Origin of the sequence: Siminovitchia sp. FSL W7-1587 (assembly GCF_037963795.1) — a bacterium.
GTDB lineage: Bacteria > Bacillota > Bacilli > Bacillales > Bacillaceae_C > Siminovitchia > Siminovitchia thermophila.
Window position 1 is genome coordinate 1,540,865 of sequence record NZ_CP150169.1, and the last position, 13,469, is coordinate 1,554,333.

A 13,469-nucleotide genomic window follows, 5' to 3' on the forward strand; every position below is an offset into this window, starting at 1 on the left:
ATTTAGGTTAAAAACGAACAAAAAATTAGATTTAGTTAGCATTTTACTATTGGATTATCAATAATGATTATGTTTTTTGTTAATATCATGTAAAGAATCTGTTAAAATTGAATTTAAATGAGCTTATTTAAGCACAAAGAGAAAAAAAAGAGCATAATAGAATAGGATGAGTTCCTCTCTCGAACATCCAAATATTGATTCAAGAGGTGCATTCAATGTTGCCATTGGAAAGACAACAACAAATATTAAAGTATGTTAGAAACAATACCGCCACTACCATTTCAGATCTCGCTAAGCATTTTAACGTTCATGAGGCAACCGTTAGGCGTGATATTCGTTCATTAGTAAAAAAGAGATTGCTCATTAGAACACATGGAGGCGTCATGATAGATGAGGAAGTACATTCTGAGCCCCCTTTCCAAGAACGTACCACCGTCCAATACGAGGAAAAATCACGTATTGGCAAACAGGCAGCAGAGCTAATAAAAGACGGAGAAAATATCATTCTTGATTCGGGTACAACAACCCTTCATATCGCGAATGCCATCATTCATAGAAAAAATATAACTGTCATAACAAACGATATAAACATTGCGGCGATTCTGCGGTCCGCGAAATCAATCAAAGTGATCGTTACAGGAGGAACTTTATTTCCTGATAGCTTTATGTTAAATGGAATGATTACGGATGAAGTTTTAGGGACACTCCATGTTCATAAGGCCTTTTTGGGGACACCGGCCCTCCATCACAAAAAAGGATTAACACATTTTGATGAGTATCTCGTTTCCGCTAAGCGGGGAATGATTCGCGCCGCCAAACAAGTGATCGTCGTTGCTGATCATACAAAGATTGGCAGTGTCTCCTTACACAAGGTAGCCGGCATTAAGCAAATAGACGATATCGTTACTGGAAAAGAAGCTGAAGGTTTAGATTTACATCTGTGGGAAGAGCAAGGGGTTCGTATCCATCTGGCATAACAGCCATTGGATACAAAAGGCAGTTATTGTACAAGGGTAAATGAAACTTCGAATTTGCAAATGATTAACGGCAAGCAATGAAGGCCTAATAATTGAGAAACATCAGATAATCTATGGTTCGCGAACAAAAAAAGGGCCGGGACATACCCCTGTAAAAATGAATAAACCGCGTGAAATCAAGTGGTACTTACCCCCGAAAATGAGACTTTCTACTCTAACTTTTAGGGGTAACCACCGGTTTGAAAACTTTAATTTCACGCGGTTTTATTCTCACGATTCTTACGAATAACAATCAGCTTTTACCTTATGTCCACTCCCCTATTTGAGTAAAAAAATCCCTATCATCGCTACGTCAACATATTTCGCTTTCCGCGTGCCCGGCTTCAGCTTCCTCGGAAAACAAAGGTCGCTTCCCTGCCGGATCTTCAGCTCGAGCTATTCCCGCAGGAGTCTACCTATGTTGACTACGCTAAAAGCTTGCGTATGATACACTGGGACCATTTATCCCGCATGTAAGGTGCCCGATTGGTTCTAACAGTCAGTAGGAGATGGAAGAAAACGCCTACTGAATGAAGTTTCACTTTATCCCGCATGTAATGTGCCGTAAGACTCCCACTTCAAAAGCTTGAGTGAATATAAAAGGTTTAAGTGGGAGATAACGGCACCTAAATGCCCGATTGGTTCAACTAACATTCAGTAGGAACCCTACTGAATGAAGTTTCACTTTATGGTTCGTTTTTTCATCAGCTGATTTAGTTGTGTCAAACAGACTCTTTCTTTTATGATCGTTACGGAGCTTTTCTTATGTTTTTCACGTATACTTCGGGCTGCTTCAATCCCGTAAATTAAGAATGACTTAATTAATCATTCCATCGCCATCACATTATCGTACTGATCATCTTATTACTTTCTGAGGTCATGCACACCATTCCTTTTTTTCGGCCTTCAATGCCCGTCTCAACAAGCGAACCGGATTTTCCACCTTATAGGGCTGTTAATATCTGTTGCGTTACGATTCATTCCAAGTGTCATCGCAACATCGTTGGATGGCCTTCATAAATGAGACGAAGGGACAAAGCAGTGGAAAAATGGAATGTCGGATCTCAAGCTCAGAATGAAGTTTTGAGGCTGTTTTTTCATGCCGATAAGCAGAGCTTACTGCTAGGGTGATCTTGCTGAAAACATGTAAACACATTAATCAAATGTTCTTGCTTTTTCCCAGTAATAACCTCCCCATCGTTCATGTTTTCCGGGATATAGCGGTCAGCCACAATCGTTATGGAATGCGAGGTACATTAAGGTATATTTTTTAGACAATAAGGATTTTACACATAAAATGTTTTTGTCTGACATATCCCATTTCATTGAAGACAAATGAAAGGATTATGTATACCCGTCAAGACAATGAATAAAAAACTTTGAAGTCTCCTATTCTAGAAACTTCCCAAAACTATTTTGGGTGCTAAGGGGATAAAAATCCTTTTTCATACGCATCGCAACCTCATCATCCGTTGCACAAAATAAAGAGTAATTTTAATTCGTTAAAGGAATGTTCAAGTCGATCGATGCATTGGCTCATGACCAAAATTTCCATCGACTTTCCCTCAGAAGAAACAAATACACCTTTACTGAATTGTTCAAGTCCAAGAAAATTTCAGCCTGCCGGGAATTTTTCAGCGGCATTGATTGCGATAAAAAACATTTTAAAATAGGATAGAAATAGAGGATGATCCAATAAGTGGAATTTTATGTAATAAAGTCACAGATAGAAAGAGGGATATTCTTTGACAACGATAGGAATTGATTTAGGGACAACCAATAGTCTAGTAACCTATTGGACGGAGGATAAACCCGTCATTATCCCTAATGTACTCGGTGAGCGAATGACTCCATCCATTGTCAGTGTAGATGAAAATGGGAGTATTTTGGTCGGGCGTATTGCCCAAGAGAGACTCATTACTCACCCGCATCTGACCGCATCCGCTTTTAAACGATATATGGGCTCGGAAAAAAAGTATGATCTTGGAGAACACTCCTTCTCTTCGGAGGAGCTTTCCTCTTTCGTGCTGAAAACACTAAAAGAGGATGCAGAGAATTATCTTGGCAGACAGGTTACGGAAGCGGTTATCAGCGTACCGGCTTATTTCAACGATGCGCAGCGGAAATCAACAAAGCTCGCGGCAGAGATTGCCGGATTGAAGGTAGAGAGACTTATTAGCGAACCGACCGCCGCGGCCATTGCTTACGGATTGCATCAGGAAAAACCGGAAACGAAATTTCTCGTGTTTGACCTGGGGGGCGGAACGTTCGATGTGTCCATTTTGGAGCTGTTCGAGGGCGTTATGGATGTAAAATCTATTGCGGGAGATAACTTTCTCGGTGGGGAAGATTTTACAGAGCTGTTGATTTCCCATTTCATGAAGACGCACAAACTTGAAAGTGAAGCGCTCGACTCGAAGACGAAAGCGGCCATTTACAAGCAGGCCGAAAGGTGCAAGCTATTCATTGGCCAGAAAGCAACTGTGGACATGAGCATGACCTTAAACGGTGAAGTTTATGACTGTCAGCTAAGCCGTTCAGAGTTCGAGAAGTTGGCTCAGCCTCTCATTCTTCGTCTGCGCCAGCCGATTGAACGGGCGCTTCGCGATGCTTCCCTGTCCCCTTCAGACTTGGATGCAGTCATTATGATCGGCGGAGCAACCCGAATGCCGCTCATTAAACATGTCATTGGCCGTATGTTCGGGAGAATGCCGTACACAAATATCAATCCTGATGAAACGGTCGCCTTGGGTGCGGCCATCCAAACCGCTTTAAAACAACGGAATCAAGCGTTGGAAGAGATCATTTTAACGGATGTATGCCCGTATACGCTCGGCACGAGCGTCGTTCGGGAATTAGGCAGCGGGCAATATTCCGACGGAAACTTCTTGCCGATCATTGAACGGAACACACCGATTCCCGTCAGCAGGGTAGAACGGCTTTGTACGATAAGGGATGATCAAACCAGGATAACGGTAGATGTTTATCAAGGGGAAAGCCGGCGAGTCGAAAATAATATCAAACTTGGAGAGCTGAACATTAAAGTGCCTCCGGCCCCAGCCGGTGAGCAAATGATTGATGTAAGATACACCTATGATATAAATGGCATTCTTGAAGTCGAGGTGATTAGTGTCTCGACGGGCGAGAAGAAGCGGACGATCATTGAGCAAAATGCCGGGAATATGACAAAGGAACAGATCGAAGCGCGGCTGTTGGAATTGAAGGATATTAAAATCCATCCGCGGGACCGCACCGAAAACAGGTTGTTGATCGCCAAGGGAGAACGTCTGTATGAGGAGACGCTCGGCGAAGTCCGTGATGCCATCGCGCTGTTCATACAACAATTTGAAAGTGTACTACAAACGCAGGATGATCAAAAAATCAAAATGGCGGCCGAACAGTTTAAGGAACGATTGGAAGAAGTAGAAAGGCGGTTGAATTTCTTGTGAGCATCTGGGATATTTTGGAGATTGATCCGACCTCTGAAGAATCGGCCATCAAAAAAGCTTATGCCAAAAAGCTGAAACTTCACCATCCTGAAGATGATCCTAAAGGGTATCAGCGGCTTAGGGAGGCTTACGACGCCGCCATGAAACAGGCTAAGAGCCAAGCTGCCTCCTTGACTGTTTTTCAGGATGAAGAGGATGAGAGTCAATATGAAGATAGTGAGGAATCTTTTGATTCGGAGCAACACTTTTTCAACTCAAATGATTTTTTCCCTGTGCCGCTGGAGGAGCCAAAAACCGAACGCCATCCGGTATACGCGTTTCTTCAACAGGTGAAAGAACTATATGACGATTTTTACGCCCGCATCACCCCCGAGTCTTGGCAAACCCTTATGGACGAAGATATTGTATGGGAGATGGAATACAGCCAGGAGCTGCGGGATGGGCTCATTTCCTTCCTTGAAGATGATCATCATCTTCCCCGTATCGTTTGGGAAGTGCTGGACAACACATTCGGTTTTCACGAGGACAAAGAAGAGCTGCTGAAGCATTATGATGAAGAATTTGTAGAGTATATGATCAGGCAAATTGAAGGAACGATGGAGCTCAGATATGATTGTTTTGTTAATCAAGAAATCGCCTTCGATATCGAACAATATTTGGATCTGAGAGAATCAGCCCAATATATGCTGATGAATGGGGAAGTAGAGAGAGCAGGCGATTTGCTGGAAGAAGCCCATGGGCTGTTCACGGACGACCCCGATCTGGAATTAATGAGAGGGAAATATTATCTGGAAATAAGGAAGCCCGATGAGGCGTTGGAATGCTTCACCCGCGTCATCGCTCTTCAGCCCGAGATCCTGATGGATATTGGCAGCGTGCCCTGCTTTACTATGATCAGCAGGAGTATGAGGCCGCCCTTGCCGACTGCATGCATCTTCTGAGCAAAGACGAAGGGAACAAGGACCAAAATGTGCTGGTCTTGGCTGGTCGTTGCCATTTAGCGCTGGGTAATACGGCAGATGGCCGAGAGTTGATAAAGGAGACATTAGCAATAAACAAGCTCCATTTTCGATCATATATCCACTGGTGTATTGCGGAGAATGCGTACGGCAAGACCCTCGATCCTGCAGAACGGAAGCAACCGCTCCGAGACGATTTCTTGTTTCACTCATTCCTGTTTTTAAGATTAACCTGGTTTTATATTTGTCTTTACTTGATTGTTTCGCTGCTTTTTGATCTACATCCGTATTCTACAGACCTGTTGCTCATCCTTTTACTGTGGAATGCCTGGAAAATATGGAAGGTTAGACGAGTTTTATCAACTTAGAAAGGAGTTACTCATGTTACATCAATACAGCCGCAAAAAAAGGAAGCAGTTGGAGTTATATTTCCGCTGCCTCTCTACCATATGTACGGACAGTGTTCTCGGCCACTACTATTATGTCTATGAATTTCATAAGGCAGAACGCTGGCTGCGAAAACAGGTTATGAAAAATGCTCTTCTCGCTTGGAACATTACCGATGCGGCATCATTCAAAAGCACCATTCGCTGGTTGCTGGATGACGGTTATCGTGATGAATATAGACAAATACATGCTCATCTGTCGGCTTTGACGGATGCCTCACGCAAAAGATATATGGAAACATCAACGAACCACCCCGACTATGCCAGAAGGGCGGTTGTTGATAAATTCCTTCCGCAACTGCCTTCGGGAGACATTGCTGCGTTTGGAGGAGGATGGGCCATTTTTTTAAGCCGAATCGGCCCTGTTTATGGGTATGTAACAAGCGAAACAGCTTGGAAAACCAAAATAGAAATAGCCAGGCGTCTACAGAGCCATTACAACAATTGGGAGGATTATATGACAGCTTTTGCCGCAGGATACGCTTTTAGCCAATCCGATCCGGAAATGAAGAAAGCCAGGCATATTTTTAACGGGGCTATGAGCTTGTTTGCTAGCAATACATTAGTCGATAAAGTGGTATGGCACCAGAACCTGCTCCCTGATAAAGGGGAATCCCTTCACAAGCAAGGGAAATTGTCTATCTGATGAGCCTTCGTCGATCATACAATGTTGCGCGCAATGAATGGTGTGCCTGAACAGTGATGTTATGTGCAAAAAAATAACCCTTAGAAACCGGACTTGTTACAACCATATTCGTCTGCCGAAACGTAAAAACCCTTGAATTTTTTCAAATAATTCAAGGGTTTTTATCTTTAAAAATAGTTAACGATTAACCATCCATCTTTTAACTCGATATGGTACCCTGTTGATCCCCAATTCACCTGCACCGTTTCCCCTGTTTGTATGGCTAGGTCGACATTCTCCTTAAACCCCTCATATCTATTTGTTAACATATCTTTTACCAATTCCGCATAGTCCGGAAGAGCCTCTAAAACTCCGGCACTCATATAAGCAATAGGATTCTGATCCTTTATGATGATAAATACATCACTATCAGGAATAGCGTATAGTTTTGCACCATGATTTCGTACGGCAATGATGATATCACTTAAATTGGGATGTTTATTCTCATCCATAACCAGAACATATTTAGTACCGTCAATAATGATCTCATCTTCGGCAGATGTATCTTTTCCTTCATTTACTTGTTCTGGATTGGTGTTATGTTCATTTTTTGCTGTTTGTTTATTTGTCTCTTCTTTAACCGCTGGAGTTGTTTCTTCTTTTTTTACGGCATCCACTGTCTTTTCTTCAGGTTTTGCCTTTTCTTCAGGTTCTACTTTTTCTGCTTGTTTATTCGTTTCCTCTGTAGCCGTTGATATTTTTGCAGTTATGGCTGTTGTATCAAGTACTTTTTCTTCTGGTTTCGTATTTTCCGCCGGTTTTTGGAGGTCCCTAACTGCCATTTCTTCTGCTACTTGAGTAGCTTTTACATCACTTTTTGTCCCCGAGTAATGGAATGCACTAGCAGCTAACAAAAATACAGACATCAATACAATAGCATAAAACTTTTTCATCGGTCTCCTCCTTTTTACATTTCCCATGTTTATATATTATCACAAATATTTCATTTAGGTTACAAATGTTACATTTATATTTCTGTATTTTTCTAAACTAGGTTTTCTCTTCTGTTCTTGCTTTTCATTTACCCCTGAAACTTTCTGGCAAACACTATTTTAGCAGCCGTCTTTTATCCGAACCATTTGTCAGGCTAGCTTACGTTTCATCTAAAATTGGAACGAAATAAAAGTGGATATATGAGCGTTTAGGAGACGTTCAAGGATGCGGAAAGAGGATATTGAAGAATTAAGCGGACTCAGCAAATCATATCTATGAAACAAGATTTGTTTCCAAATGAACAAGTATTCGTGAAACCGATTTGTTAGGTTTCGGATATGTTCATGACGGCAACACAAGTATCGTTCAAGACACAATCATCGCCAAAAGCCCCTCAATGATATGGCTTATACACTACCATGAAAATATATTCAATGAATGGGCGCGGCTTAAAGCCGCATATTTATTAAAAGAGCATGAGGCCGTCTTTGTTTTATCGTTAGTGACGGAACCTTCTGACACTTCAAGGGTCGAGCAACTAACTGCTCGGTATTAGGACAAACAAATAGCATTTGCTGAACGAGTCAACCAAATGCTTGTTTTTTGCCTGGCAAAAGTCAAATCACGTCAATAAAATATGCTGAAAAATGCTCAACTAATGATTAGACATATATTTATTGCTTCCGGGAAATTGCTTGATTACATTCCAGGCTGCAATCGCTTCTTTACGGCTTTTTCCTTTATTTTTCGGATCAGCAAAAAAGTCGCGTATAAATTGATTATATTCAAATTGAGGTGCAATGTTTTTCTTGTACGAAGGGTCTTTCTTTCGTTCCTCTTCCTCATACCAAGCGTCTACTACATCACGATATGTTTTTCCGACATTGTTCTTAAAATAGTTTTGGATATAAGTGGAAAAATGAAAGTTGGGGATTACCGATTTAAAAAATGCTCTTACATGCTGGCTGCAGCGATGGTTTTCCATAATGACTGTATCAAGACTTAGATCTGCTTGAGGTTGCACCTTCTTATTCGTTTTTGATTTTCTCGCAGTTTTTTTTATCTCCCCTGTCCGAAGAAATGTTTCAATCCTATCGGAAATTTCTATCTTAGAACCAGAGGCACTTATTCCATTTTCCCTACAAAAAGATTGTAATTCTTCCTTTAACCAATAGAAATCTTTAAAACTTTCCACGCTTGTATTTTTCGTTAGACTAGGTCTCATACATTTTCCCTCCACATTTACTTCATACACATTATAGAACGTAAGTTCCCATTTTGCAAAAAACGTTACAAATAAATCCGTTTCCAAAAAACGCTGGGACATAAGCTGAAAACTAACGAATATTCGCAAAAAACATGAAAACCGTGTGAAATGAAAGGTTTTTACATTTGCCTTCATGTTGTTTATAGGGCTTTAACGCAGCCTCTTGTCAACGATGTGGAGTGCCCAAGTCTGGCCATGCCGAACAATGGAAACCTTAGTCTGAGCCGACATGCCACTTATCGTAAAATGAAAGGTTTAAACTGATTTTGAGCTAAGCCATATCAGTCCATTCAAAAAAAGAACTCATGATCAGTGTCCACCAACGGTAAAAAACCCTTGAATTTTGTACTGCTCGACTCAAAAATCCAAAGGTTTTTTTGCTTTCCAAAACAACTTGATGTTCTCAACTATTTACGTACAGCTTCAAATGTAATCAATTGCGTTTCTTTCGTTGGCTCCTTCATGTAATCATAATCAGCGGAGCAAGTGATTTCAGAGAAACCAACATTTTTCAAAATCAGTTTGAACTCCTCTATTCCATACCACCGGATGGCAAATCTTTGTAATTCAGTGTCCACTAACTTGCCTTTTTTCCATTTTTCATATTTTAAGTGCGTTAAAGTATATTGATCTACCCAATTTATTTCAATCGATTTGCTTTCTAATAAAATACCTTCTTCATCGGAAAAAGGAAAAGTGGAAGTGGATGTTTCTCCTGTACGCCACTGAACAGGAAAGAGCAGGTCAATGATGACACGCCCTCCAGGTATAAGATGGTTATAAAAACATGTAAGGGCATTTTTGGCATCCTCTAATTTCTCAATCAAACAAAATGAACCCGTAGGTATGACAATCGCTTCGTATTTTGAAGGCAATTGAAAACTGCGTAAGTTCCCTTCATACAGATTCGGATGTAACCCTCTTTCTGTACAGCGCTTCCTGCAAGAATCTAACATGGCAGGCGAATAGTCAATGCCGTCAACAGTATATCCTTTCTCCAGCAAAGGTATTAAAAACCGCCCTGAACCCACTGCTGCTTCCAGTATCTTCCCATTCGTACCTGTTAATCTTTCAAGGTAATATTCAATATCACCATCTACTGAATAGCCAATAGGCTTTGTAACATTATAAAGCTCTGTACTGAGTTCACCATAATAACTAAACAATGCAATTCCTCCGATTTTATATGCGGAAAAGCTCATTGAATGACTTTTCGCACCTTATTCTTGTTACCTGAATATAAAGAGCCGACGATTATCATGAACCCCTCTCTTTTTTTGAATATACACAATTTTTGATATAGTTTAATGATAAAGCTATTGAAAAACCATGAAGCTGAAGGGTACATATTAAAAGAGTGACCCACAAAAGAATCACTCTTTCATCTAAAATCCACTACCTATCCGCGCCGATATATAAACAATCCAGCTCTAGGTAGTTGTGGTATTTTGTGAACATTTTGATGTGAACTTTTTATGTATTCAAAGCATAGTTTGAAAAGCCATCATCATATCGGACACCGCAACAGCATATTATGCTTCATCAAAAAGTTCGCCAAACACGGACTAGATAAAACAATGTATCATTAATTTTGAATATATTTTTCAAAAACGTCCCCAAAGTCTTTTTGTGTGTTTTCTTCATACGTCGTTTTATACCAATCAAAGGCAAATGTTGCCGCTTGTTCAAATTCTTTTGAGATAAGCCCTTCATGGAAACGATTATTCTCAAAGAGGGACTTCGATACTTGCAAACTATCTTTTGCAAATTTCTTCATTCGCTTATTTGTATCTTGGATTTGTGAAATAGCTACCAATGATTTATACAAATCTGCAATCGCTTTTCCTTCTTTTTTGTTAATATCAACAGAAATAGATTGCTCCCCAATCGTAAACTTTATTTCCAAATCTAAATCAATTGTTCCAGCAGTCTCTATTGTGACATTTTTTATCGGATGTTTATAATAATCGTACCGATAAATATTACGCTTGCTACTTGTCGCTTTTTCACCATCAAGATGAATTAGTGCACGATTCGTAAAGCAGTATTCATCAGATTTCGATTTGATTAAAAAGTGGATCTTTTCTCCCTCTTCATATAGTACATAATCATCAGACTCTGTCTTGTCAAAATCTTGCGGAGAGATAATTTTTCCAATGTCACTTAATCCCAAAGCATCACTTGCGATTTTTTTAAACATCCTTACAACCTACCTCCTCAGTATTCATTTCTCTTTTATCATATCTTATAAATAGCCACACAAAAAGCTATTTGGTTAATTTTGTCACATTTTATTTAAAAATAGCAGAAAAAAATCGCAAGCGTTTGTTTAGTAACATACAAATATATAATATTTCCATGTGACATAACCTCCTCTTCATCACTGCCAAAAAAGGTGGCTTTAAAAATTCTTTCAACACTGAGGTCCATTATTCATTTTTCCTTATTTTTTTCTTATACATATATTTGGCCATGCTTTTTTAGCTCTCCTAATAAATGACAGTGAATCTGGTAAAGCCATCTCCATAATCACTTTATCACCCGACTTTATACTCTTACCTGGTTTGCTACATGTAATCTTCGAAACATTTAGTGTAAAAATTACTCAAAAAAAAAGACATAGCAAAAACTAATTAAAATGGGAGTATTTAGTGGGATAGTAATTTTGGCTATTATATTTTTCTTTTTTTTGTTACAATATCTTTATTCCAATACTAAACGTTTAGTATTTAACGTTTAGTATGATGATGGAGGGGTTAATATATGACACGCACTATAGTTCTTGGACTTCTAAAAGCAAATGGCCCGATGTCGGGATATGAAATTCAACAAATGATGGAATCATCACAAACAGATATGTGGGCTTACGTAAAACCAGCATCTATTTATCACGCTTTAAAGAAAATGCAAGAAGAAGGAAAAGTCATCTTGGAAAAAGTTGAAAAGACTGGGTTAAGAACCAAGTCAATATTTAAAATAACAGAAGATGGAGAGTATGAACTTAACCAGCTACTTATAGATTCTTTTACTGATTCATCTGTAGTATTCCCAGCGCCTCTTTATACAGCATTGACATTTATGGAAAACTTACATGATGAACAAGTATTAAGTAGCTTAGAGAAACAAAAACAAGAGATTACAAGCGTTTATAAAAATATGAAATCTGGTTACGAGGCAAAACAGAAAGTTTTAGGGCAATTACCTGCTAATATAAATTTTATTTTTAATAATATGTATGAGCAATGCGAATTACAACTTAAAACCATTGAAGAAATCATTAAGTTTATTAAGGAAGGGAAATAAAATGAAAGGAAACATTCAATATTCTGTTTTAATTGTAGTGATTCTAGCAATTTTTGCAGATATGCTTATGTATGGATTAGTAGTCCCTTTCTTACCAGTTCATGCTGAATCATTAGGAGCCTCACAATCAGAAATAGGTTTATTATTTTCCAGTTATGCCCTTTCCTTGTTTGTTGCTACCCCATTTTTTGGAGCTTTAGCGGATAAAATGGGGAGAAAAAAACTTTTGGTATTAGGCCTTATGGCATTAGCGGTAACAACTTTAATATATGCTTTTGCTACAAGTTTCTGGGTTCTGGTTTTGGCACGTTTACTACAGGGATTTGCTGCGGCAATACCCTGGACAGCTGGATTAGCATTATTAGCAGAAGTGTTTCAAAAAGAAGAAAGAGGAAAAGCGCTGGGATTGGCCATGTCTGGTCAAGCAGGAGGAGTACTATTGGGCCCTCCAATTGGAGGTTGGCTTTATGAATTTGGTGGATACCACTTTCCTTTTTTCATTGCTACAGGGATTGCACTTATTATCGCGATTCTAAGTTTAATATTGCTTCGGAAAATCCCTGAAACGAAGGCAGAGAGTTTTACATCACCTTTTAAAATCTTACAAAACAGAAATGTTTTCATAATTGCTGGGGTTGCAGTAATTGGTGCAACTGTTTTTGCAAGTATTGAACCAACATTGCCAATTCACTTCAATGAAAGCTTAAAAATCTCCCCGGGGGCAATAGGAATTTTGTTTGCTGTAGTAACTCTTGGTTATGGATTAACTTCCCCTCTTATTGGGTCTATTTCTACTAAGATTGGTCATGTTAAGACAATAAGGATTGGTATTGTAATGGCAGCAATTGTACTACCACTAAACGCTTTACCAACTCTTATTTGGTTGCAAGTTGGTACACTTGTACTGTTAGGAATCACCCTTGGAATGATTCTAACTCCTGCACTCCCTAAGTTAGCAGATATTTCTCAAGAAGCAGGTGCTACTTCTCAAGGCCTAACTTATGCGGTTTACAATACAGCCTATTCATTTGGCATGATGGCCGGGCCGGTGGTCGCGGGTACACTTACAGATGGATTTGGACTAAAAATAGCGTATTCAGCATTGGGCGTTCTTTTCATTTTATACTTATTTCCTCTAGCAAAATTAAAATCTTAAAAATGGTTGTTACCAAGAGGATAAAATGTAAAGATTCTATATTGGTCTATCTGAATTTAAACTACCAGAAGATATTCAAGAAAATGAAAATGACATTTTAATTAGGTTGAAGCGAATTCCAACCCACCCCATTGCAGTCTTCCAGCTAAGCTTTACAAACATGGGAGCAGAAAACAAGTTATTTTACATTTGCCCATTTTTTTAAAGCGCGAGTAGGCTTACAAGTATACCGCAAACGTTATAAGTGTCTTGAAT

10 protein-coding genes are annotated in these 13,469 nt (G+C 39.3%); 6 read left to right on the top strand and 4 right to left on the bottom strand.

The genetic code is table 11. The features are described 5' to 3' along the window. Nucleotides 1–215 precede the first annotated feature (215 nt). The 4 genes from NST31_RS07165 to NST31_RS07180 all read left to right on the top strand — a co-directional run bounded on the left by NST31_RS07165 (nt 216) and on the right by NST31_RS07180 (nt 6,516). The gene (locus NST31_RS07165; protein ID WP_077112793.1) at nt 216–977 is read left to right on the top strand and encodes a DeoR/GlpR family DNA-binding transcription regulator; all 762 of its coding nucleotides are present in this window, start codon (nt 216–218) and stop codon (nt 975–977) included. Between the two features lie 1,784 nt (nt 978–2,761). Then, complete coding sequence (locus NST31_RS07170; protein WP_339164760.1) at nt 2,762–4,465, top strand: molecular chaperone HscC; 1,704 nt, start codon at nt 2,762–2,764, stop codon at nt 4,463–4,465. Next, nucleotides 4,462–5,406, top strand: a complete 945-nt coding sequence (locus NST31_RS07175; protein WP_339164762.1) for a hypothetical protein — start codon at nt 4,462–4,464, stop codon at nt 5,404–5,406. The genes NST31_RS07170 and NST31_RS07175 overlap by 4 nt, the downstream gene beginning before the upstream one ends. Before the next feature lie 399 nt (nt 5,407–5,805). Further along, nucleotides 5,806–6,516 carry a DUF1266 domain-containing protein gene (locus NST31_RS07180; protein ID WP_339164764.1) on the top strand — a complete coding sequence of 237 codons (711 nt, stop codon included), beginning with the start codon at nt 5,806–5,808 and terminating at the stop codon, nt 6,514–6,516. A 167-nt stretch (nt 6,517–6,683) separates the two neighbouring features. Here NST31_RS07180 and NST31_RS07185 read toward each other — a convergent pair whose 3' ends face one another. The 4 genes from NST31_RS07185 to NST31_RS07200 all read right to left on the bottom strand — a co-directional run bounded on the left by NST31_RS07185 (nt 6,684) and on the right by NST31_RS07200 (nt 10,955). Then, nucleotides 6,684–7,448 (bottom strand): hypothetical protein, encoded by a 765-nt coding sequence (locus tag NST31_RS07185; protein WP_339164765.1) that lies wholly within the window; start codon nt 7,446–7,448, stop codon nt 6,684–6,686. A 695-nt stretch (nt 7,449–8,143) separates the two neighbouring features. Beyond that, the gene (locus NST31_RS07190) at nt 8,144–8,713 is read right to left on the bottom strand and encodes a DUF6434 domain-containing protein (RefSeq protein WP_339164766.1); all 570 of its coding nucleotides are present in this window, start codon (nt 8,711–8,713) and stop codon (nt 8,144–8,146) included. Nucleotides 8,714–9,162: 449 nt separating this feature from the next. Continuing rightward, nucleotides 9,163–9,921 (bottom strand): class I SAM-dependent methyltransferase, encoded by a 759-nt coding sequence (locus NST31_RS07195; RefSeq protein WP_339164767.1) that lies wholly within the window; start codon nt 9,919–9,921, stop codon nt 9,163–9,165. A gap of 419 nt (nt 9,922–10,340) precedes the next feature. Further along, on the bottom strand, nt 10,341–10,955 hold the full coding sequence (locus NST31_RS07200) for a PH domain-containing protein (protein WP_077112784.1): 615 nt from the start codon (nt 10,953–10,955) through the stop codon (nt 10,341–10,343). Between the two features lie 563 nt (nt 10,956–11,518). On the opposite strand from NST31_RS07200, the gene NST31_RS07205 reads away from it, so the two are divergent. Both NST31_RS07205 and NST31_RS07210 read left to right on the top strand, forming a co-directional pair. After that, entirely contained in the window at nt 11,519–12,058 is a 540-nt protein-coding gene (locus NST31_RS07205) for a PadR family transcriptional regulator (protein ID WP_339164768.1), read from the top strand. Between the two features lies 1 nt (nt 12,059). Continuing rightward, the gene (locus NST31_RS07210) at nt 12,060–13,214 is read left to right on the top strand and encodes an MFS transporter (RefSeq protein WP_339164769.1); all 1,155 of its coding nucleotides are present in this window, start codon (nt 12,060–12,062) and stop codon (nt 13,212–13,214) included. The last annotated feature ends 255 nt before the right edge of the window (nt 13,215–13,469 follow it).

Excerpts from the sequence above, each read along its gene's own strand:
- NST31_RS07165 (WP_077112793.1), top strand. The coding sequence starts at position 216 with ATGTTGCCATTGGAAAGACAACAACAAATATTAAAGTATGTTAGAAAC.
- NST31_RS07180 (WP_339164764.1), top strand. The coding sequence starts at position 5,806 with ATGTTACATCAATACAGCCGCAAAAAAAGGAAGCAGTTGGAGTTATAT.
- NST31_RS07185 (WP_339164765.1), bottom strand. The coding sequence starts at position 7,448 with ATGAAAAAGTTTTATGCTATTGTATTGATGTCTGTATTTTTGTTAGCT.
- NST31_RS07190 (WP_339164766.1), bottom strand. The coding sequence starts at position 8,713 with ATGAGACCTAGTCTAACGAAAAATACAAGCGTGGAAAGTTTTAAAGAT.
- NST31_RS07200 (WP_077112784.1), bottom strand. The coding sequence starts at position 10,955 with ATGTTTAAAAAAATCGCAAGTGATGCTTTGGGATTAAGTGACATTGGA.
- NST31_RS07205 (WP_339164768.1), top strand. The coding sequence starts at position 11,519 with ATGACACGCACTATAGTTCTTGGACTTCTAAAAGCAAATGGCCCGATG.
- NST31_RS07210 (WP_339164769.1), top strand. The coding sequence starts at position 12,060 with ATGAAAGGAAACATTCAATATTCTGTTTTAATTGTAGTGATTCTAGCA.